This window comes from Pseudomonas sp. H9, from assembly GCF_004353925.1.
Lineage (GTDB): Bacteria > Pseudomonadota > Gammaproteobacteria > Pseudomonadales > Pseudomonadaceae > Aquipseudomonas.
Window position 1 is genome coordinate 430815 of record NZ_SMOK01000011.1, and the last position, 21389, is coordinate 452203.

General features: G+C 62.6%; 17 protein-coding genes. 7 read left to right on the forward strand and 10 right to left on the reverse strand.

Translation table 11 applies throughout. The features are described 5' to 3' along the window. Positions 1-12: 12 nt before the first annotated feature. From E1573_RS09835 to E1573_RS09855, 5 genes are all read right to left on the reverse strand, one after another. Complete coding sequence (locus E1573_RS09835; RefSeq protein WP_133213038.1) at positions 13-1134, reverse strand: muconate cycloisomerase family protein; 1122 nt, start codon at positions 1132-1134, stop codon at positions 13-15. Positions 1135-1260: 126 nt separating this feature from the next. Further along, positions 1261-2433, reverse strand: a complete 1173-nt coding sequence (locus tag E1573_RS09840) for an acyl-CoA dehydrogenase family protein (protein ID WP_133213040.1) — start codon at positions 2431-2433, stop codon at positions 1261-1263. 28 nt (positions 2434-2461) lie between these two features. After that, positions 2462-3181, reverse strand: coding sequence for a histidine phosphatase family protein (locus E1573_RS09845; RefSeq protein WP_133213042.1), 720 nt, complete (start codon positions 3179-3181; stop codon positions 2462-2464). Beyond that, on the reverse strand, positions 3174-3548 hold the full coding sequence (locus tag E1573_RS09850) for a DUF6285 domain-containing protein (protein ID WP_133213044.1): 375 nt from the start codon (positions 3546-3548) through the stop codon (positions 3174-3176). The genes E1573_RS09845 and E1573_RS09850 overlap by 8 nt, the downstream gene beginning before the upstream one ends. Beyond that, positions 3545-4606, reverse strand: coding sequence for a phosphotransferase family protein (locus tag E1573_RS09855; protein WP_133213046.1), 1062 nt, complete (start codon positions 4604-4606; stop codon positions 3545-3547). Before E1573_RS09855 ends, E1573_RS09850 begins: the two co-directional genes overlap by 4 nt. A gap of 295 nt (positions 4607-4901) precedes the next feature. On the opposite strand from E1573_RS09855, the gene E1573_RS09860 reads away from it, so the two are divergent. The 6 genes from E1573_RS09860 to prpR all read left to right on the forward strand — a co-directional run bounded on the left by E1573_RS09860 (position 4902) and on the right by prpR (position 15617). After that, entirely contained in the window at positions 4902-7556 is a 2655-nt protein-coding gene (locus tag E1573_RS09860) for a LuxR C-terminal-related transcriptional regulator (RefSeq protein WP_177494574.1), read from the forward strand. A gap of 111 nt (positions 7557-7667) precedes the next feature. Next, complete coding sequence (locus E1573_RS09865) at positions 7668-9455, forward strand: acyl-CoA dehydrogenase C-terminal domain-containing protein (protein WP_133213048.1); 1788 nt, start codon at positions 7668-7670, stop codon at positions 9453-9455. Between the two features lie 35 nt (positions 9456-9490). Further along, on the forward strand, positions 9491-11596 hold the full coding sequence (locus E1573_RS09870) for a 3-hydroxyacyl-CoA dehydrogenase NAD-binding domain-containing protein (RefSeq protein WP_133213050.1): 2106 nt from the start codon (positions 9491-9493) through the stop codon (positions 11594-11596). 14 nt (positions 11597-11610) lie between these two features. Further along, positions 11611-12795 carry an acetyl-CoA C-acyltransferase gene (locus E1573_RS09875; RefSeq protein WP_133213052.1) on the forward strand — a complete coding sequence of 395 codons (1185 nt, stop codon included), beginning with the start codon at positions 11611-11613 and terminating at the stop codon, positions 12793-12795. A gap of 16 nt (positions 12796-12811) precedes the next feature. Continuing rightward, positions 12812-13582 carry an SDR family NAD(P)-dependent oxidoreductase gene (locus E1573_RS09880; protein WP_133213054.1) on the forward strand — a complete coding sequence of 257 codons (771 nt, stop codon included), beginning with the start codon at positions 12812-12814 and terminating at the stop codon, positions 13580-13582. A 79-nt stretch (positions 13583-13661) separates the two neighbouring features. Next, positions 13662-15617: a propionate catabolism operon regulatory protein PrpR gene (prpR, locus tag E1573_RS09885; RefSeq protein WP_133213056.1), complete on the forward strand. Its 1956-nt coding sequence runs from the start codon at positions 13662-13664 to the stop codon at positions 15615-15617. A 12-nt stretch (positions 15618-15629) separates the two neighbouring features. Here prpR and E1573_RS09890 read toward each other — a convergent pair whose 3' ends face one another. Next, a complete protein-coding gene (locus E1573_RS09890; RefSeq protein ID WP_133213058.1) occupies positions 15630-17276 on the reverse strand; it encodes a fatty acid--CoA ligase in 1647 nt (548 codons plus the stop codon). A 185-nt stretch (positions 17277-17461) separates the two neighbouring features. Here E1573_RS09890 and E1573_RS09895 point away from each other — a divergent pair, with 185 nt between their 5' ends. Further along, positions 17462-18466 (forward strand): AraC family transcriptional regulator, encoded by a 1005-nt coding sequence (locus E1573_RS09895; protein WP_133213060.1) that lies wholly within the window; start codon positions 17462-17464, stop codon positions 18464-18466. A 92-nt stretch (positions 18467-18558) separates the two neighbouring features. Here the strand turns inward: E1573_RS09895 and E1573_RS09900 are convergent, their stop codons facing one another. From E1573_RS09900 to E1573_RS09915, 4 genes are read right to left on the reverse strand one after another with little or no spacing between them, the layout of a single operon-like run. Further along, positions 18559-18771, reverse strand: a complete 213-nt coding sequence (locus E1573_RS09900; RefSeq protein WP_371925146.1) for a hypothetical protein — start codon at positions 18769-18771, stop codon at positions 18559-18561. A 23-nt stretch (positions 18772-18794) separates the two neighbouring features. Beyond that, complete coding sequence (locus E1573_RS09905; protein WP_371925147.1) at positions 18795-19007, reverse strand: hypothetical protein; 213 nt, start codon at positions 19005-19007, stop codon at positions 18795-18797. Between the two features lie 23 nt (positions 19008-19030). Then, on the reverse strand, positions 19031-20293 hold the full coding sequence (locus tag E1573_RS09910; protein ID WP_133213062.1) for an NTP/NDP exchange transporter: 1263 nt from the start codon (positions 20291-20293) through the stop codon (positions 19031-19033). Positions 20294-20299: 6 nt separating this feature from the next. After that, positions 20300-21217, reverse strand: a complete 918-nt coding sequence (locus E1573_RS09915; RefSeq protein ID WP_133213064.1) for an aldo/keto reductase — start codon at positions 21215-21217, stop codon at positions 20300-20302. Between the last annotated feature and the right edge of the window lie 172 nt (positions 21218-21389).

Here is a 21389-nt window from a genome sequence, read left to right on the forward strand (position 1 = left end):
TGTTTGCCTCTGTCAACGGCGAGCGAAGCGGGCCAGACGTTCTTCGTCCAGCGTCAGCCCCAAGCCTGGGGTACGGGGTACATGCAGGTGGAAGTCGCGATACACCGGCGCTTCGGTGACGATTTCTTCGGTCAACAGCAACGGCCCGAACAGCTCGGTGCCCCAGGTCAACTGATTCAAGGTAATAAAGGCATGCGCCGAAGCCAGCGTGCCGACGCTGCCCTCCAGCATGGTGCCGCCATACAGGGCAATACCGGCGGCCTCGGCGATCTGGGCAGTACGCAACACCGCGCGCGGCCCGCCATTCTTGGCAATCTTCAAGGCGAAGACGCTGGCTGCGCCGTCGATCACCAGGCTCAGCGCGTCTTCCACGCTTTCAATCGATTCGTCCGCCATAATCGGAGCTGTGCTGACCTGATTCAGGTGCACTTGCCCGGCGCGGTTGTTGCGCGAGATGGGCTGCTCGATCAGATCGATACCGTTATCGCCCAGCACCCGGCAAGCACGCACGGCCTGGGAAATGTTCCAGTACTGGTTGACGTCGACGCGCACACTGGCGCGCTCGCCCAAGGCTTTTTTGATCGCAATCACGTGGGCCAGGTCGCGGTCGACCGGGTTGGCGCCAATCTTCAGTTTGAAGATGCGGTGCCGGCGCTGTTCGAGCATCTGTTCGGCTTCGCCGATGTCGCGGGCGGTGTCACCGGAGGCCAAGGTCCAGGCCACTTCCAGGCTGTCGCGTACCCGGCCGCCGAGCAGTTCGCTGACCGGTAAGCCCAGGCGCTTGCCGTGGGCATCGAGCAGTGCCGATTCAAGGCCGGATTTGGCGAAGGTGTTGCCCTTGGCAATCTTCTCCAGCTTGAGCATGGCGGCGTTGATGTTGCTCGCGTCCATGCCGATCAGTGCCGGGGCAAGATGCGAGTCGATGTTCTGTTTGATGCTTTCCGGGCTTTCGTAGCCGTAGGCCAGGCCACCGATGGTAGTGGATTCGCCGATGCCTTCTACGCCATCGGCACAACGCACGCGGATGATGACCAGCGTTTGCGCCTGCATGGTGTGCATGGCCAGCTTGTGCGGGCGGATGGTCGGTAGATCGACAATGAGGGTTTCGATGCGTTCGATCGCAGCAGGTGTCATGGCAAGCTTCCGAGGGCAAAGCGTCCAGGCACCGTTTGATGGCCTGGACTGTTGTTTTTATGAGCCTTGCCGAGCTTTGCACACCGCCTCAATTACGTCCAATATCAATTGAATATTCAACTATACTCAGGAGGTATGGACGCTCCGCGCCAATACCTTTTTGGCCAGGCTCATGCGGTGTACCTCGTTGGGGCCGTCATAAATACGAAAGCTGCGCGCGTCACGGAAGATCCGTTCAACGATGCTTTCCCCGGTAACGCCCTGCCCGCCCAGCACCTGCACACAACGGTCAATCACCCGCCAGATGCTTTCCGAGCTGATGACTTTGGCCATGCTCGACTCCACATTGCCGCGCTCGCCCTGATCGAGCATCCAGGCGCAATGCCAGATCGTCAGGCGCGTGCTGTGCAGGTCCATTTCGTTGTCGGCGAGCATGAAACCCACCCCTTGGTGTTCGCCCAGTGCCTTGCCGAACGATTGGCGTTGACTGGCATAGTGGCACGCCACTTCATGAGCACGACGTGCCTGGCCGAGCCAGCGCATGCAATGGGTCAGGCGCGCCGGTGCCAGGCGCACCTGTGCATAGCGGAAACCCTTGCCCACCTCACCCAGCACATCACTGGCCGGTATGCGCAGGTTTTCCAGGCGTAATACGGCATGGCCACCGGCAAAGCAGCTGTCGAGCGAATCCATCATGCGTTCGAGGATAAAGCCCGGCCGGTCAGTGTCGGTCATAAATAAGGTCGCGCTGCCGTCTTCCATGCGCGCCATGATGATTGCAACGCTGGCGCCTTCGGCACCGGTGATGAACCACTTGTGGCCGTTGATCAGGTAGTCGTCGCCATCACGAACTGCGGTGGTGCTTAACATCGAAGGGTCGGAGCCCGCACCGGGGCTTGGCTCGGTCATGGCAAAACAGGAACGGATATGCCCCTGAACCATGGGCAACAGCCAACGTTGTTTCTGCTCCGGCGTGGCCACCAGTTCCAGCAAGTGGATGTTGCCTTCGTCAGGTGCATGAATGTTCAGGGCAATCGGCCCCAACGGCGAATAGGCGGCTTCTTCGAAGATCACCGCTTTTTCAATGTGGCTCAGGCCCAGCCCGCCCATCGCTATGGAGGCGTGCGGAGTCAGCAGGCCGTGGGCGCGGGCTTTTTCTACCAGGTCCTGACGCAACGCGGCGCTGGGGCCGTGCGGGGTCTGACGCGGGTCGTGCTCCATGGGCACGATTTCTTCGGCAATAAAACGGCGAACCTTGGCTTGCAGGGCCAGCAATTCGGCAGGGAGTTCGAAATTCATGCTCAGGTTCCTTGGATTCGGGGGCAAATCAGGCGTGCAGCCGACGCGGGTCGATGGCGCTGTACAGGTGCTCCATGACGGTCGGCCCGATGCCGGTCTTGACGGGGTCGTAGGGGGTGAAGTTCTGGGTGCGGATCAACGCGCGCACCACGCGCGGGCCGTCCATGTCGATGTCCAGCACATTGAGGCAGGCGTGGTCTTGCTCGAAGGCTGCAAGCCCCTGCAAGCCGGCGCCTGTGGCCCATGCCAGGAGGATGCGATTGACGGCGTCATGGCTGACGATCAAGGCGCTCGACCAATCTGGGTCAGCCAACAGCGCGTTCAATTGCGCGAGGATGCGCGCTTGGAACGATTCCCAGCCTTCGCCCCGCAAAAACGTGGCGCCGTCTTGCGCCGCCAGCGCGTAGGCTTGCGTCACTTCCTGCTGCAGCGCGTGCTCCGGGATATCACGCAAGCGTCCCGCACGGATCTCGCGCCAGCCGCTGAGCATTGCTACCGGCTGTGTACGCCCGACCAACAATTGATCCAGGGTTTGCCGGGCACGTGGGTAGTCCGAGCACACGGCGCGGTCGATTGCCACCTCGCTCAGTGCCCGGCCCAGTGCTTGTGCCTGCGCAAGGCCTTTGCTCGACAAGGGTACGTTGCGCGGATCAAGGGGCCGCCCATCCGCATCGAAATAGCTCACATGACCATGGCGCACCAAGTAGCAACGACGGCGACGCAGGCCGCCCAACGAAATGTCATTCATGACGCAACGCCTTGGGGTTGTTGATGTTCAGACGTGCTTCGGTGATGCACTGCAGTGCCGCCAGCAAGCTGTGCTGCGCAGCGCCAGGGGCGTCATACTCCCCCTGGCGGATCTGCTCGCTGACCAGCACTTGCGCCTGTACCCCCGGCAACGGCCCTTGGCCTTGCAGGGCCAACACGCTATTCAAGGCGCTGGCCTGCACCTGGGCACAGGCCGGCGAGTGCTCGATTTCGCGCCCGGCAATGGCCAGCGCGTTGGCGATCATCCGGGCTTCATAGTGCTGTTGCGGCGGCAGTGCCGGCAGCAGTTCGGACAGCAGCAACTCACGGGCGCAGGCCAGCAGATCGCAGGTCGTCAACGGGTTCATGCGCAGGTACCTCGGGTCAAGGCCAGAATTTCGAGCTCAAGGGTGGGCACCAGGCGTCCGGTCAGCACCAGTTCCAGCGAACGCTGCTGGCCAGACTGGTGGCGCTGGTATTGCTGCAGGGCGATAACCGCCCAGCGCAAGTGAGCCATTACTTGCCAGAAGCGCAGTGCTTCAGCATTCAAATCCAGCGCGCTGACCGTGCGGTAACCCGCCAGGAAGTCGTCCAGTGCGCCGATGCCCCCCGCGTCAAGGTCGGGTCGAGCAAAGCGCCAGCAGCGTGCCGAGAACCAGCCGAGGTCTTCGCGTGGATCACCCCAGCCGGCGAACTCCCAGTCCAGCACGCCAGTCAGCTCCGCGTTGTCCACCAGGTAGTTGCCGCTGCGGTAGTCACGATGGATCAAGCAGGGCGCCAAGGCTGCAGGCTTGTTCAACTCGCACCAGCGCAGGCCCCACTCCAGCACCGGATGGCGCTCCGGCAAGGTATCGAGAAAGGTTCGATAGTGCTCGACGCTGCCCTGCACCGGATCACTCACCGGCGCGGGCAGGAAGCTCAGGCCGGCGTGCGGCGGTGTAACCTGATGCAGCCGCGCAAGGTTGGCACCCAGCGCCCGGCACAGGGCACTGCGCTGAGCTCCGGTGAATGCCGTGTTGCTCAGGGCAAAGCCGCTGGCATTGCCGCTCAGCGCCTGCATGACGAAGAACTCTCGGCCAATGACTTGCAGGTCCAGGCACAGCCACAGGGGCTCGGGTACCTTGACCCCGGCCTGATGCACGCAGCGCAGCACTGCAAACTCCTGCTCACGGCTCATGCTCGCCGCCACCGCCGAGGCGGCATCGGTGCGTAGCACCCAGCGCTGGTGGCCCGGCGTTGGGCTGTCATCCACCCTGACCTCCAGCAGCCAGTTTTCCTGAATGGCACCACCGGACAGGCGCTCGCTTCGCTCAATGACCACCCGCTGACCGCCGAGCTGTTCGCTCAGGTAGGCCGCCAGTGCCTCATGGGCCTGTGCGATATCGATTCGGGCGTTGTCACGCCGCACGGCATTGTTACTTGGCATAGTTGACTCGATCTGGCCGATTGATTGCTGCCGTGCTGGAGCAAGATCAATGCCACGCATCAAGCGCTAGGAATAAATCCAGCAATAACAATGAGTTACCCAACCACAACAACCCTTTGGCTGATTCCGCGGCTTTTCGTTGTTGCAGTTTTGAATACGCCTGTTGCAGGTATGAACCAGTGTTTCATCCTTGAACCCCGCACCTGCGCCTTTTGCAGAAATTCCCACCACGCAGCCGCTCTCGGCTAGGATGGGCGCGCTCGACTGCTCGTACTTGCCTGCAAGGAAACAGAACGTGATAGCCCTGCCCGTGCTTCAGCCTTATCAACTGCGCCTCCCCGCCGAGCCAGCCCGTGCACTGACACGCGGGCGTTTGCTTGAGCGACTGGCCCAGGCGGTTGACGCCGGTTGCTTCACTTTGCTGCAGGCGCCCCTGGGCTACGGTAAGAGCACCCTGCTCAGTCAGTTCGCCCACCGTCAGGATGCACGCAGCGCCTGGCTGCGTCTGAGCGCCGTCGACAACCAGCCATTAAGCCTGCTGGTGCACCTGCAGGCCGCGCTGGGCATGCCGCCCCCTGGCGCAACCAGCGACGCGCAGTGCCTGTGGCGCGACATTCAGCAGCACCTCGAACAGCTGACGGCACCGCTCAATCTACTGCTGGATGATCTGCACCTGCTGCAGTCACCCCAGGCCTGTCACTACCTTGAGCAATTGCTTCACTACCCGCTTGCCAACCTGCGCCTGCTGGCCGCCAGTGAAGGCCCGCCACGGTTGCCGTTGGCACACCTGCGCCGCGATGCCCGCTTGGTGCAGATCAACGCCCACGACCTGGCGCTGGACAGTGATGAGACCCGGCAGTTAGCCGAGCAACGGAACGTACAGCTGAGCGCCGATGCGATTTACCAACTGCGCGCTGGCAGCGAAGGCTGGATCAGCGGTGTGTTGTTGTGGCTCAACGCCTATTGCCAGGTTGCCACCAGCGGCCAAGCGCCCAGCGACTTGCGCGCGATCACCTTGCAGTCCTACGCGCATGCCCGCCAGTTTCTTGAGGAAGAACGCCTGCGCCAGCTCAAACCTGAGCTGCTGCGTTTGCTTGAGCGAACCTCGGTGGTGCAGGCCTTTGATCTGGAGCTGGCCCAAGGGCTCAGCGCTGGCCTGAACGTGCGCGAGCAGCTGCGACAGTTGCAACGCCTGGACCTGTTCATCGAGACCCGCCCGGGCGAGCACCGCGAGTACCGCTATCACCCGGTTTTGCGCACCTGCCTGTGCCAGCGCCTGGAACAGCGCAATCCACAGCAACTGCGTCAGTTGCATCAGCAGGCAGCGCAGTGGTTGCTGGAACACCGCCACTTCACCGAAGCCCTGCACCAGTTTGTGCGCGCCAAAAATTTCGAGGCGATGCTGTCGATCGTCGATCAACATGCCTTCGAGCTGCTGCGCGAGGGCAAGATCAACACCCTGGTGGACTTCCTCGCCGAAATGGCCGGGCAAGCCGGCAGTGACAGCCTGACCCTGGCCACCACCGAGGCGTCCATCGTCATCGTCACCAATGACGTGGCGCATTTGCGCCAATGCCTGCGGCGGGTACAAGGCCTGCTGCGACAACAGGCCCCCGCGCGCCATCCGCAGCGGGTGCAACAAACCCTGGCGTTCTTGCGCACCCGCCTGGCGTACCTCGGTGGCAACCTGATGCATAGCCTGCGTATCGCTGAGCATGCCCTGCAACAGATACCCGAGGCCAACGCAGCCAGTTCGGTGCTGCGCTTTGACCGGGCCTGTTGCCTGTATGCCCTGGGTAGCCTGGATGAGGCAGAGATCCAGGCCAGACAGGCCCTGAGCGAACTGCAAGCGTTTGGTTTGAGCGGCTACACCAACCTGTTGCAGTTGCTGCTGGGGCAGATCGAGCTGGCCCAAGGCAAGGGTGAAGCGGCCTGGCAACGCTTTTTGAGCATGGCCAGCGACGACCAGCACAGCAGCTCAGGGATTTTCTACACCCTGTTCCACCACATGGGCAAAGGCCTGGTACTGCTGCAGGCCAATCAGCTGGAGCAGGCCCGCCAGTGTCTGAACCAGGCCGAAACGCTGGCGCTGGATTTTCCTCATTGCGCTGCACTGGCCTGGGTTTTCCATCACCAGGCCTGCCTGTATTGGGCGCTGGGTGAAGCGCCGTTGGCCAAAGCACGCTGGGACGAGGTCAGGCGTATGGCGCGCCAATACAACCTGTTCCTGTTGTACCGGCAAGCCAGCGCCTGGCGCGTACGCCTGGCGCTGCGTGACGATGACCAGGCCTTTCTCCTGCTCTGGCTGGATGAATGGCATGGCTGCTTTGCCCGCTATGGTGAATACCTGCTGCCGGAAGAATGGCTGGCGTACGCCTGGGTGCAGCGCCATCTGGGCCAGCATCGCAAAGCCTGGCAGATCCACGCCAACCTCAAGGAACAAGCCCTGGCACAGCGCAATCACCGCCTGTTGCTCGATACGCTGATGCTGGAAACCGCACTGGCGCACGACAGCACTGCCCGCGACTCGGCGCTGTGCTGCCTGGAACAGGCCGTGCAATTAGCCAGCGAACACGGGTTTGGCCAGCTGTTGCATTACGAAGGGCACGACATGCTGGAATCGGTGCAGCTGCTGCTGCAACCCCAAGCCCGTGAACAACTGCGGCTGACTGCCCCTGCACCATCGCGCGAACGCCTCAATCAGCTGTTCGGGCGCCTGCTGGCGAGCAAGGAGCAGGCTCACCCGGCGCTGATCGTCCCGCTGTCCAAGCGCGAGCTGGCGGTGCTCCAGCGGCTGGCCCGCGGGCAAACCAACCAACAGATCGCCGAAGCCCTGTTCATCAGCCTCAGCACCGTCAAAACTCATATCAACAACCTGTTCCGCAAGCTGGATGTTGCCGATCGCGACAGCGCCCGGCGCATGGCCCAGACACTCGGCCTGCTGGACTGACCTCCACCTCCACCCCGGCAATTTCCACCCTCCAATCAACCGGGGGGGTGGACGCCACACACACCATCAGTTGTTACAACAGGGCATCGTCAATCCACCCCGGAGCGCCGCATGCCCGCCTACCAGGCCCCCCTTCGCGACATTGCCTTCGTCGCCCACGAAATGCTCGACCTGAGCAGCCACTATCAGCAACTGGTCGATTGCGAAGCACTCGATCCCAGCACGTTCGATGCCATTGCCGAAGAAGGCGCCAAGTTTGCCGAGCAGCAACTGTCACCCTTGAACGCTGTGGGCGATGTACACGGCTGCCGTCTGCAAGATGGCAAGGTGACGACCCCGCCGGGATTTTCCGCAGCCTTCAACCAGTATGCCGCCAACGGCTGGCTGGGCCTGGACAAAGACCCCACCTACGGTGGCCAGGGCCTGCCGCCAACCCTGGGTTTCGTCATTCATGAAATGCTCTGCAGTGCCAACCACGCCTGGAGCATGTACACCAACCTCACCGGCGGTGCCATCAGTACCCTCAGCGCCCACGCCGATACCACGCTCAAACAGCGCTTGCTGCCCGCACTGATGGCCGGGCGCTGGACCGGTACCATGTGCCTGACCGAGCCACACTGCGGCTCTGACCTGGGCTTGCTGCGCACCCGCGCCGTGCCGCAGGCCGATGGCAGCTACCGGATCAGCGGCAGCAAGATGTTCATTTCCGCCGGTGAACACGATCTGGCCGAGAACATTGTGCACCTGGTACTGGCCCGCATCGAAGGTGCAGCGCCGGGTGTCAAAGGGATTTCCCTGTTTGCCGTCAGCAAGCGTCAGCTCAGCCCCGAGGGGCAGCCGGGTGCCGCGAACGGGGTAACCTGCGGCGCCATCGAAGCGAAAATGGGCATTCATGGCAATGCCACCTGTGTGCTGCACTTCGACGACGCCTGTGGCCATTTGCTCGGTGAAGCGCACCGCGGCATGAACGCCATGTTCACCTTTATCAACGAGTCGCGCCTGGCCGTCGCGCAACAAGCCCAGGCCCACGCCGAGGCAGCCTTCCAGGGCGCTCTGCACTACGCCCGTGAGCGCGTGCAAATGCGCGCCAACCCGCGCCTGCACCCTGAACAGCCGGCCGACCCGATCATCGGCCATGCTGACGTCCGGCGGATGCTGCTCACACAAAAAGCCTTCGCCGAAGGGGGGCGCATGCTCACCTACGCCTGCGCCCAGGACGTCGATCGTCTGCACCACGGTGCCACCCCGGCAGTGCAAGACGCTGCCGCCCGGCGCCTGGCGCTGCTCACGCCGATTGCCAAGGGTTTTCTCAGCGAAGCCGGTAACGAGGCGGCGCAGTTGGGCATTCAGGTGCTCGGCGGCCACGGCTACATCCACGAGTCGGGAATGGAACAGATCGCCCGCGATGTGCGTATTACCACGATCTACGAAGGCACCAACACCATTCAGGGCATCGACCTGCTAACCCGCAAGGTGTTCGCCGACAACGGCCAGGCCTTGGCGCAACTGCTCGATGAAATTCAGCACTTCGCCACCGCAAGCCACGTGCCGAAGGACCTGGCCCAACCGCTGCTCGCGCAAGTAGAAGCCTGGCGCGAAGTCAGCGCCGAGCTGCAGGCGCGCCACCCCCACGACAGCCATCTGGTGAACGCCAGTGCCTTCGATTACCTGATGCTCAGCGGTTACGTGGTGCTCGGTTACCACTGGCTGCGCGCCGCCTGTGTCGCCGAACAGGCGCTGGCAAGCGGCAGCGCCGAGCAGGCCTTCTACCAGGGCAAGCGTGAAACTGCACGTTTCTACCTGCAACGCCTGCTACCTCGCGCTTCGCTGCACCGCACCCTGATCGAGAGCGGTAGCGCCAACCTGATGAGCATCAGCGACAGCGCCTTCGCCCGCTGAACCTTGCCTGCAACCTTACTGATACGAGGTACCTCATGACGCCGTTGATCGACTACCACCGCGACCAGGAACTGGCCTTGATCGGCCTGGCCAACGCCCCCGTCAATGCCTTGGGCCACGCCCTGCGCCAGGCCCTGGCCGAGGCTTGCAGCACGGCGGCCAATGACCCGCACGTGCGCGCTATTGTGCTGTATGGCCTCGACCTGCCGTTCAGCGCCGGCGCCGACATCAGCGAATTCGGCAGCCCCTTGACCTGGCAAACACCGTCCCTGCCGGACTTGCTGCCGGAACTGGCACAGATCGACAAACCGCTGGTCGCTGCCATTGATGGCGTGGCCTTGGGCGGCGGGCTGGAGCTGGCGCTGGTATGCAGCCACCGGGTCGCGGTGACCAGCGCGCGCCTGGGTTTGCCCGAAGTCACCCTCGGGGTCATCCCCGGTGCTGGCGGGACGCAGCGGCTGCCACGCCTGATTGGCGTCGAGGCCGCGCTGGACATGATGCTGGGCGGCCAGCCGATCAGCGCGCAACGCGGCCATGAGCTGGGGCTGATCGACTGCCTGGTCGAACAACGGCATGCGCTGCTGGAAAGCGCCTGTGGCTTCGCCCGCCAACTGCTGGCAGACCAATCGCCTGCCCGGCGCCACCGACCTGCGCCGGCCCAAGCACCGTCGGCAGACTTCTTCCAGGCTCAGCAAGCGCAACTGACGGCACGCAAGCCGGGGCAACTCGCCCCACAAATGGTGCTCGACGCAGTACGCGCCGCCTGCGAACTCAACCTGTCCGAGGGGCTGGCCTATGAGCAGGCGCTGTTTCGTAAGGCGCTGCAAAGCCCTCAAGCCCTGGCCTTGCGTCACCAGTTCTTCGCCAAAAATGAAGCATTGAAAATCCCCGGTATCGACCGCAGTACACCGCTGCGCCCCATTAACCGCGTGGCGGTTGTCGGTGCCGGCACCATGGGTGGCGGCATCGCCATGAACTTCGTCAATGCCGGCATTGCCGTGACCCTGCTGGAGCTGTCGCCGCAGGCCCTCGACCGCGGCCTGGCGCAGATCCGTAAAAACTATGAGAGCAGCCGCCAGCGCGGCAAGATCACTGAAGCTCAGCTTGAGCAGCGCATGGCGCTGCTGCACGGTACCCTGGACTATGCCGACCTGGCCGACGCCGACCTGGTGATCGAAGCCGTGTTCGAAAACCTCGAAGTCAAACAGCAGGTGTTCCGTACCCTGGATGAGGTGTGCAAACCCGGCGCGATCCTCGCCAGCAACACCTCGACGCTGGATGTCGATCAGATCGCCGCCGTCACCCGCCGCCCGCAAGATGTGGTCGGCCTGCACTTCTTCAGCCCGGCCAACGTCATGCGCTTGCTCGAAGTGGTGCGCGGCGCGGCCACCGCAGCAGACGTGCTGGCCACCACCTTGAACATCGCCAAACGCATCGACAAGTTGCCGGTGGTGTCGGGCGTGTGCTTCGGCTTTATCGGCAACCGCATGCTCGAACCTTACGCCCGTGAAGCTCATCGCCTGGTGCTGGAAGGTGCAACGCCTGCCCAGGTTGACGGCGTATTGACCGGCATTGGCCTGGCCATGGGGGTGTTTGCCATGTACGACCTGGCCGGCATCGATATCGGTTACCAGGTGCGTCAGGCACGCAGTGAATACATCGCCCATGACCCCAGCTATTTCCGCCTGGCCGATGAACTCTGCAGCCTTGGCCGTCATGGTCAGAAAAGCGGCCGTGGTTTTTACCGCTATGAAGGCCGCGAACGTCTGGACGACCCGGAAGTGGTGGAGATTGCCGAACGTCTGGCCGCTGAACTGGGCATCGAACGACGCTCGATCAGCGATCAGGAAATCCATGACCGTTGCCTGTTCATGTTGATCAACGAAGGCCTGCAGCTGCTGGACGAAGGCATTGCCTTGCGCAGCGGCGACGTCGACCTGGTATGGACCAACGGTTACGGCTTCCCGGCCTGGCGCGGTGGCCCGCTGCACTATGCCGAACACCTGGGCCTGAACGCCGTGCTGGCCGGTATCGAGCATTACCGCGAGGCACTGGGTGCCTACGGCCAGATGTGGTTGCAGTCGGCGCCCTTGCTCGAACGCCTGGTTGCCCGGCAACACACCCTTATCGCCCAACGCTAAGCAAGGAGCCCGACATGCGCGAAGCCGTTATTCTCTCCACCGCGCGCACCCCGATTGCCAAAGCCTTTCGCGGTGCCTTCAACCACCTCAAATCACCGAGCATGGCCAGCCATGCCATTCGTGCCGCGGTGATCCGCGCCGGCATTGAAGCCGATGAAATCGACGACCTGGTCATGGGCACTGCCATGCCCAGTGGCACTGCCGGCTGGAACCTGGGGCGCATGGCTGCACTGGCCAGCGGCCTGCCCAACAGCGTCAGCGGCCAGACCCTGGACCGTCAATGCGCCTCAGGCCTGATGGCCATCGCCACGGCGGCCAAACAGATCATGGTCGACGGCATGCAGGTGACCATCGGTGCCGGCCAGGAACACATCAGCCTGGTGCAAGCCCGTAACATGGACTGGGCCATGGCCGAGCGCGACGAACAAGTCGAGCGCTACGCGGCCCACGCCTACATGCCGATGCTGCAAACCGCGGAAATTGTCGCGCGCCGCTACGCCATCAGCCGCGAAGCCCAGGACGCCTACGCCCTGACCTCGCAGCAACGCACAGCGGCGGCTCAGCACGCCGGGCTGTTCGCGGACGAAATCGTGCCGGTCACGGCCATCAAGAAGGTGGTCGATAAGGCCAGCGGCGAAGAACGCCTGGAACAGGTCACCCTGAGCCAGGACGAAGGCAATCGCCCACAGACCCAACTTCAAGACCTGAGCGGACTGAAACCGGTGATCGACGGCGGCTGCATCACCGCTGGCAACGCCAGCCAACTGTCCGACGGTGCCAGTGCCTGCGTACTGATGGACGCGCGCCTGGCCGAGCAACGTAACCTTGCGCCGCTGGGCCTGTACCGCGGCATCGCAGTGGCGGGCCTGGCCCCCGAAGAAATGGGCATCGGCCCAGTGCTGGCGGTGCCCAAACTGCTCAAGCAACACGGCCTCAAGGTGGATGACATTGGCTTGTGGGAACTCAACGAAGCGTTCGCCTGCCAGGTGTTGTACTGCCAACAGGCGCTGGGCATCGACCCTGAGCGCCTGAACGTCAACGGCGGCGCCATTGCCATTGGCCATCCATACGGCATGAGCGGCGCACGGATGGTCGGCCATGCCTTGCTCGAAGGCAAACGGCGTGGCGTGAAGTACGTGGTCGTGACCATGTGCGTCGGCGGCGGCATGGGTGCTGCAGGCCTGTTTGAAGTGCTCTGAACGAAAGGTAAGCACAATGCTCGACAATGGCTTTTCACTGAACGGCAAGACCGTTCTGGTTACCGGTGCCTCAAGCGGTCTCGGCGCCCATTTCGCCCGCGTCGCCTATTACGCCGGTGCCAACGTGGTGGTTGGCGCACGCCGCGTCGAACGCCTTGAACAACTGGCCAGCACGTTGCAAGGCCACGGCGAAGTGCTCGCCGTAGCCCTCGACGTAACCCGGCGTGACACCGTCGAACAGGCCTTCGACCTGGCCCAGGAACGTTTTGGCAGCATCGATGTGGTGATCAACAACGCCGGCATCGGCGACCCGGGGCGTTTTACCGAACTGTCCGAAGACGACTGGCAGCGCATGCTCTCGACCAACCTCGACGGCGTGTTTCGCGTCGCCCAGTGCGCCAGCCAGCGCCTGATCAAAGGCGCACGCGGCGGCAGTATCATCAACATCGCCTCGATTCTCGGGTTGCGCGTGGGCCAGGGCCTGAGCCACTACTGCACCGCCAAAGCCGGGGTGGTGCAACTGACCAAGGCCATGGCGCTGGAACTGGCCCGCTACGGCATCCGCGTCAACGCCATCGCCCCTGGCTACTTCAAGACCGAGATGAACGATGACTACTTCGACAGTGAGGCCGGTCAAGGTTACATTCGCGAACGGGTGCCTATGCGACGCCTGGGCCAACTGGATGAACTCAACGGGCCGATGTTGCTACTGGCCAGCGAGGCTGGCGCATTCATGACCGGCAGCATTCTCGCGGTGGACGGCGGCCATCTGGTCAACCCACTGTAACCCCGCAAGGCCGCTCCTACTGAACCGTGGGAGCGGCCTTGCGCCGCGAACAGACTAGACCGCGCAAAGGGAACCCCGCATGCCTGAAACGCCCTACCAGCCCCGCATCATCGCCCTCCTCACCCACCGTCGCCACACGCATGGGCCAGGCCCGATGGCGCGCATCATCGAGCAGGTGGCCGCTGACTACCAACAACGCGCACATATCGAGATTGTCGATACCCCGCTGGCACAGCTACTGGACACCGCTCGCGCGCTTGAACGCGACCAGCGCGCCGACATGATCATTTGCTCCGGTGCCACCGCCGACTATTTGCGCCATCACCTCTCGACCTCTGTGCTGTCGATTCACATGGGCGAATTCGACCTGATTCGCGCCCTCGACCTGGCCAAGTCCAAAGCCACTAAAGTCGGTATCTTGAGCTTTCGCCAGGCCCATCCGGAACTGGCGGCGATACGCTCGCTGTTCACTGTGGAGGTGCGCGAAGCCACCTACACCTCCTTCGAAGAGGCCCGGCAGCAGGTGCAGTGCCTGGCCAACGACGGCTACCAGGTCATTGTCGGGTCCTCGACCATCGTGCAACTGGCAGCCGAGGCTGGGGTTCAGGGGCTGCTGGCACTCAACACCGACAGCATCCGCCGTACCCTCGACAATGCCTTGTCGCTGTGCCGCAGCCGCGCGCAAAGCCTGCTTCAGCAACAACGCCTCAACGCCGTACTGCGCAACCTCTCTGACGGGGTGATTGCCCTGGACGCCGACGGTCTGGTGCAGTCAATCAACCCGAAGATGGCCGCGTTGCTTGAGGTCAGTGCTGACTGGGCGCTGGGCAAAGCCATCAACGTCGTCATGCCAGGCTTGTCTGCCGCTGTGCAACCGCACGCAGAGCAGGAAGACAACCAACTGATCAACGTCGGCGGTAGAGCCCTCGCGGCCAGCCTGACACCGATCATCGAGGGCGGCGTAACCGATGGCCTGGTGATCACCTGCCAGGAAACCAATGTGATTCAGCGTACCGAGCGAAGGATCCGCATCCAGGCCCGGCCGCGCCAATTCACCGCACGCTATCGCTTCGAGCAGATCCTCGGCGACGCCCCAGCATTTCGCACCACAGTGCAACTGGCCCGCCGCTACGCACAAACCGACTCGACGGTGTTGATCACCGGTGAAAGTGGCACCGGCAAGGAACTGCTTGCGCAAAGCATGCACAACGCCGGCGCCCGCCAGCACGCCCCCTTTGTTGCCATCAACTGCGCAGCCTTTCCGGCATCGCTGCTGGAGAGCGAGCTGTTTGGCTATGAAGAAGGCGCGTTCACCGGTTCGCGCAAGGGCGGCCGGGTTGGCCTGATTGAAAGTGCCCACACCGGCACCTTGTTTCTGGATGAAATCGGTGACATGCCGGTTTCTCTGCAAACCCGTCTGCTGCGCGTGCTGCAAGAGCGCGAGGTGCTGCGCCTGGGCGCCAGCGAACCAACGCCGGTGGATATCCGGGTAATCGCCGCCACCCACTGCGACCTGCGCACGCGCACCGAGCAAGGGGATTTCCGCCAGGACCTGTACTATCGCCTGAACATCCTGCGCTTGGTGGTGCCCCCCCTGCGCGAGCGCCAGCAGGACATCGCCTTGTTAGCCACCGCCTTGTTCGCACGCCATACCGGTGCCAGCTCGCAAGTACTGCAACCGTTGATGCCCTACCTGCAGCGACACGCCTGGCCCGGCAATATTCGCGAGCTGGAAAACATTGTCGAGCGAGCTGCGGTGTGTGCTGCGCAGTTGCAGGGCAACGAGGCGGCCATCAGCCTGAGCACGCTGTTCCCCGAGCTGTTCGAACCCGCGTCGGTGAGCACGGTTGTACCCGACTGCGCGCCCGATCTTCTGCGCCACCACGGCAAGGCCGCCGAGCAAGCGCACGCACGTCAGGTGGTCAGCAACTGCCAGGGTGATTTGAATGAAGCGGCGCGCCGTCTGGGTGTCAGTCGCACGACGCTATGGCGGCGCCTGCGTGACAACAAGGCCAAGGCCTCACTGCATCAGTGAGGCCTTGATGGCTTACAGGGACAGTTCGTTTTCGCGGATCAGCTTCTTGTTGATCTTGCCGACACTGGTCTTGGGAATGTCAGCTACGAAGCGGATCTCTCGCGGAATCGCCCACTTGTTGATCCGCCCGCTTTCCACGTATTGATGCAAATGGGCTTTCAGCGCGCTGGCGTCCACCTGCTCAGTCGCCGTGCAGATCACCAAGGCCACCGGGCGCTCGCCCCATTGCGGGTCAGGCACGCCGACGACTGCTACCGAAGCAACCGCCGGGTGCTCACTGATCAGGGTCTCCAGTTCCAACGAGCTGATCCATTCGCCACCGGTCTTGATCACGTCTTTGATCCGGTCTTTGATTTCCACCACACCCAGGGCGTCGATAGAGGCAATGTCACCCGTGTGCAGCCAACCGTCTTCCCAGAGCTGCTCACCCTGCTCAGGCTCCTTCAGGTAACCCTGGGTCAACCACGGCGCGCGGACGACGATTTCACCCTGCGCGGTGCCATCGTGGGGCAGAGCCTGGCCGTTGGCATCGACGATTCTCAAGTCCACCATCGCCCCCGGTACGCCGGTCTTGATCCGCGCCGCCACCTGCTCCAGTGCCGGGCGTTGGAAGTCGGCTTCGCGCAGTAAGGTGCTGCACAGCATCGGGCAAGTTTCCGACATGCCGTAGCCGCAATGAATCTGCATGCCCCGCGCCGTGGCCTGACTGGCCAGGCCATGGGTCAAGGCACTGCCACCGAGCAACATTTTCCAGCCGCTGAGGTCCGTTGTGGCGGCTTCATCGCTGTCGATGATCATTTGCAGGATGGTCGGCACGCAATGGGAAAAACTGACCTTCTCTTCACGGAACAGTTTGACCAGGTTGTTGGGCTCGTAGCGCCCTGGGTAGACCTGCTTGATTCCCATCAAGGTTGCAACGTACGGCACCCCCCAGGCGTGCACATGGAACATCGGCGTGATGGGCATGTAGACATCGTCCGAGCGCAGCAACGGCAACCCGGTGTAGGCCCCCAGGGTGCCCACTGCGTTGAGGGTGTGCAGCACCAACTGGCGGTGAGAAAAGTACACGCCTTTGGGATTGCCAGTGGTGCCCGAGGTATAGAACAGCGTGGCCACCGACTGCTCATCGAAATCCGGGAAGTCGAACTGGCAGCCCGCCTGGGCCAGCAGATTCTCGTATTCGCCCAGCACCGGCAGGCCGGTTGCCGCCGCGCCGTCGTCACTGAGCTGGATGTAACCTTTGACGGTGCTGAGTTGATCGGCAATCGGCTCGATCATCGGCAAGAAGTCATCATGCACCAACACCAGATCGTCTTCGGCGTGGTTCATGGTGTAAATGATCTGTTCCGGCGACAGGCGAATGTTCACGGTGTGCAGCACTGCACCGATCATGGGTATGGCAAAGAAGCATTCCAGGTAGCGATGGCTGTCCCAGTCCATCACTGCCACCGTGTCACCGGCCTTCACCCCGGCCTCGGTCAACGCGTTGGCCAAGCGGCGGATGCGCTCATTGAGCGTGCGATAGCTGTAGCGCAGCCGGTTGCCATAGACGATTTCCTGTTCCGGGGCATTGCGGGCGCCAGAGAGCAACAGGCTTTTGATCAGTAATGGGTAGCTATAGGCATTGTGCGCCGGTGGAATTATTTTTGTTGTCACCACGGAAGGACTTCCTGCTTCTGGTCGATGCCCTCACAGTAAGTTTCGCCCCAGCGCTGCGCTTCACTTTCAGCGCCATCCATTTCTCATTTGATGACGCACGCTTCAGATCGCCCTGTGAACAGACTATAACGTTGCTCCCGTGCGTGCTTGATGTCAGTTGTCAGCAAATGGAGGCGACCTGCGCCATGACTTTACTTGCCCGTTCCGCCGTGCTGACCAACTACCTGGAAGTGGCTCGCCATTTGCAGCTCGATGGCGACCAACTGTTGCGCGAAGCTGGCTTGAACCCGGCGATTGTCAGCGACAACAAGCAGCATATCCCCGCCCACACTGCCGTCGAATTGCTGGAACACACAGCGCAGCTCAGCCGCTGTGAAACCCTCGGGCTGCGCATGGCCGAATTGCGTCATTTGGCTGACTTTGGCGAAGTCAGCCTGCTGCTCAGCCATCAACACACCCTGCGCGACGCGCTCAACGTGATCGTGCAGTACCGGCATTTGCTCAATGACTGTGTGGCGATCTTCATTGAAGAAACCAACAAGACAGTGATCATCCGCCAGGAACTGATCACCGAGACCGGCACCCAGAACCGCCAGTCCATCGAACTGGTGATTGGCATTGTCCATCGCTTTTGTGCGGCGTTGCTGGGCGCGCACTGGCACCCGCTGTATGTCTGCTTTACCCACGAGGCACCAGCTGACTTGTCGGTGCACCGCCGGGTATTCGGCTGCAAGGTGGAGTTTGGCTGCGAATTCAATGGCATTGCCTGCCCCGCCGCCAATCTGGACGCTGCCAACCCGCTGGGTAACGAAGCCCTGGCGCGGCATGCCGAGCGCTACCTGGAGTCGCTCAGGGGCAAGAACGAGCATTCGCTATCGTTCGAAGTGCGCAAAGCGATTTACCTGCTGTTGCCCATGGGTAAAGCCACGCCTGAGCAGATTGCCCAGAGCCAGGGCTTGAATGTGCGCACCCTGCAACGGCGCCTGGAGGCCGACGGCAGCAGTTTCAGCGAACTGCTCAACGGTGTTCGCCGCGACCTCGTGGTGCGCTACCTGCGCAATCCGGGATATTCACTGGGCAGAATTTCCGACATGCTCGGCTATTCGATGCCCAGCTCATTTACCCGCTGGTTCAATGCCCAGTTCGGTAAATCACCTGCCGTGTGGCGCGCTGAACAGCAGCGCCCGTGACCTCACCAGGGTAGGAGCGGGCTTGCCCCGCGATTGCGTTTTACCTGACAAAGCGCAGTCGCGGGGCAAGCCCGCTCCTACAGCAAGGCTGGCTAGACTTCGCGGCGGCGCTGCACATGGCCCAGCCACGCCCCCATCAGCCCCCAAACCAAGGCAATTGCAGCACCGATGAACATCGCCAACGCCGGGTGCTCGCCGATCAGGTCCAGCCCACGCTTGACCCAACCACTGAGTGCACTCACCAGGGTAGGAGCGGGCTTGCCCCGCGATTGCGTTTTACCTGACAAAGCGCAGTCGCGGGGCAAGCCCGCTCCTACAGCAAGGCTGGCTAGCCTTCGCGGCGGCGCTGCACATGGCCCAGCCACGCCCCCGTCAGCCCCCAAACCAAGGCAATTGCAGAGCCGATGAACATCGCCAACGCCGGATGATCGCCGATCAGGTCCAGCCCACGCTTGACCCAACCACTGAGTGCACTCACCAGGGTAGGAGCGGGCTTGCCCCGCGATTGCGTTTTACCTGACAAAGCGCAGTCGCGGGGCAAGCCCGCTCCTACAGCAAGGCTGGCTAGCCTTCGCGGCGGCGTTGCACATGGCCCAGCCACGCCCCCGTCAGCCCCCAGACCAAGGCAATTGCAGCGCCGATGAACATCGCCAACGCCGGGTGATCGCCGATCAGGTCCAGCCCACGCTTGACCCAACCACTGAGTGCATCACCACCGCGGTACACCACCGTATCGGTAAAGTTCTTGGCTTTGTACTTATGCTCCGGCTCCACCACGGTATAGAGCATCTCGCGTCCAGGCCGCACCAACGCGTATTCCCCCACCCGACGCAACACCATTACCACCACAAACACTGCAAACAACGGCGCCAGCGCCAACCAGAGAAAACCGACAACCATCAGCAACGGCACCGCCACCAACAAAATCCCGACCCCAAGCTTGCGCGCCAGATGCCCGGTGATGAACACCTGCGTCAGGATCGACAGAAACTGCACCACACTGTCGATCAGGCCAAACACCTGGGTCTGCTCGGTACGGCTGGTGAAATGCTCAGCCACCAGCCGGGCCTGCTCGAAATACAAGAACGTGCTGACACTGGCCAGCAACACCACAAACAGCGCAATACCTAACAAATACGGGGACCGAAACACCTCACTGGCCCCCGAGAACGGATTACCACCCAAGGGCCGCGAACGCGGCAGCTCGGTATCGGCGGGCAGCGGATGCCGATCCCTGAAACGCTGCAACCCACTTGCAGCAACCACGCACCCCAACAAGCACAGGGTGGCAAGCAGCACCAGGCCGGCATGGCCGATCACCCCGACCAGTAGCGTGCCCAGCAACGGCCCGACCAGCCCGCCCAGGCTTGCGCCGGCCGCCAACAGGCCAAACAGGCGCTTGGCCTGCTCGCTGGAGAGCACATCAGCCAGCACACTCCAGGCCAGGGAAATACTCAACAGGTTGAACATCGACAGCCAGATGTAAAAGGCCCGCGCACTCCACAGGTTGTCGGGCCATCGCGCAAACAACGCCGCGAACAGCAACAGGTTGCTGGCCAGAAAGCCGTAGGTCCAGGGCAAGATACGCCGTCGCTGGACTTTCGAGGCCAGCCAGCCAAACAGCGGCAAGGCGATCAGGGTCAGCACAAAGGTGCCGGTGAACAGCCACTGCAGATTCTCGACCCCGCCTGCCACCCCCATGGTTTCGCGGACTGGGCGCAGCATGAAATAGCCGGCAAACAGCAGGAAAAACAAACTCAGCCCGGCCACCACGATCGGCATTTCACCGGCACGGATGTTAAACAGGCGCTTACTCTGAATTGCCATGGCCGCTCAGGCGAACTGCTCGATCAACTGCCTGCGCTGGGCGTCGCTGAGCAAGGGACCGCTACCCGCCTTGAGCTGGTCGAGTTGCCGCTCCGGACGGCTGGTGGCCGGAATGACCGCCGTCACTGCCGGGTGGCTGATGGCGAACTTGAGGAACAGCTGTGCCCAGCTACTGATGCCCGCTTGCGCCGCCCACGCGGGTAGCGCTTGGTCTTTGACTTTGGCAAACAACCGGCCGTCGTCGAACGCGCGGTTGATCAGCACCGCCACGCCCTTGTCCTGGGCCAGTGGCAAGACCGTGCGGGCCGCAGCAGGTGCGTTGACCGAATAATGTATCTGGATGAAGTCCAGAGGCTCCTGGCGCAGGATCCGCTCCAGTTCATCCAGGCCGCCGTCCACGTAATGAGTCACCCCGACATAACGGGTCAGCCCCTGTGCCTTCAGCTCACGGGCGTAGGGGAGCTGGCGCTGCCAATCGCGCAGGTTATGCACTTGCAACAACTCGACCTTGTCGGTGCGCAGGCTGCGCAAGGTGCCAGCCCACTGCGCTTGGGCAGCATCGCGGCTGTCCGCAGCGATCTTGGTAGCGAGGAAGGTCTTGCTGCGCCAACCGCCCTCCTCCAGCAACTGGCCCAGCACGGCATCGGCGCCGCTATAGTTGGGCGAGGTGTCGATCACCTGGCCGCCGCCCTCGAAAAACACCTTGAGCACCTGCTTGAGCTGTTGGTACTGCGGCGAACCGGCGTCGACTTCGAAACTGCCGGAAGTGCCGGCGCCGATGACCGCCAATGCCTCGCCGCTCGAGGGAATCTTGCGTGTGAGCATCGTGCTGGCCTGGGCAAACCCCGGACCAGCCAGGCTCAGGCAGCCGAGCCCGGCAGCGAGTGCGGCACTGGCGGTGAGAAATTCACGACGCATGAGCATGGCAGTGCTCCTGGATAGCTTGCGGACCAAAGAAAAAGCTTAGCCCTGGGTGCTGCTACCTGCCCCGGCAATCGTTACTGCATATGTAAGTAGGAGCGGGCTTGCCCCGCGATGCGATGAGACAGATAAGCCGCAATCGCGGGGCAAGCCCGCTCCTACCGGCTTCGGGTGA

What these genes read in the sequence shown, in the direction of transcription:
- prpR (WP_133213056.1), top strand. Translation starts at nt 13,662, where the DNA reads ATGCCTGAAACGCCCTACCAGCCCCGCATCATCGCCCTCCTCACCCAC.
- E1573_RS09915 (WP_133213064.1), bottom strand. Translation starts at nt 21,217, where the DNA reads ATGCTCATGCGTCGTGAATTTCTCACCGCCAGTGCCGCACTCGCTGCC.
- E1573_RS09870 (WP_133213050.1), top strand. Translation starts at nt 9,491, where the DNA reads ATGACGCCGTTGATCGACTACCACCGCGACCAGGAACTGGCCTTGATC.
- E1573_RS09880 (WP_133213054.1), top strand. Translation starts at nt 12,812, where the DNA reads ATGCTCGACAATGGCTTTTCACTGAACGGCAAGACCGTTCTGGTTACC.
- E1573_RS09910 (WP_133213062.1), bottom strand. Translation starts at nt 20,293, where the DNA reads ATGGCAATTCAGAGTAAGCGCCTGTTTAACATCCGTGCCGGTGAAATG.
- E1573_RS09840 (WP_133213040.1), bottom strand. Translation starts at nt 2,433, where the DNA reads ATGAATTTCGAACTCCCTGCCGAATTGCTGGCCCTGCAAGCCAAGGTT.
- E1573_RS09875 (WP_133213052.1), top strand. Translation starts at nt 11,611, where the DNA reads ATGCGCGAAGCCGTTATTCTCTCCACCGCGCGCACCCCGATTGCCAAA.
- E1573_RS09865 (WP_133213048.1), top strand. Translation starts at nt 7,668, where the DNA reads ATGCCCGCCTACCAGGCCCCCCTTCGCGACATTGCCTTCGTCGCCCAC.
- E1573_RS09850 (WP_133213044.1), bottom strand. Translation starts at nt 3,548, where the DNA reads ATGAACCCGTTGACGACCTGCGATCTGCTGGCCTGCGCCCGTGAGTTG.
- E1573_RS09835 (WP_133213038.1), bottom strand. Translation starts at nt 1,134, where the DNA reads ATGACACCTGCTGCGATCGAACGCATCGAAACCCTCATTGTCGATCTA.
- E1573_RS09895 (WP_133213060.1), top strand. Translation starts at nt 17,462, where the DNA reads ATGACTTTACTTGCCCGTTCCGCCGTGCTGACCAACTACCTGGAAGTG.
- E1573_RS09855 (WP_133213046.1), bottom strand. Translation starts at nt 4,606, where the DNA reads ATGCCAAGTAACAATGCCGTGCGGCGTGACAACGCCCGAATCGATATC.
- E1573_RS09845 (WP_133213042.1), bottom strand. Translation starts at nt 3,181, where the DNA reads ATGAATGACATTTCGTTGGGCGGCCTGCGTCGCCGTCGTTGCTACTTG.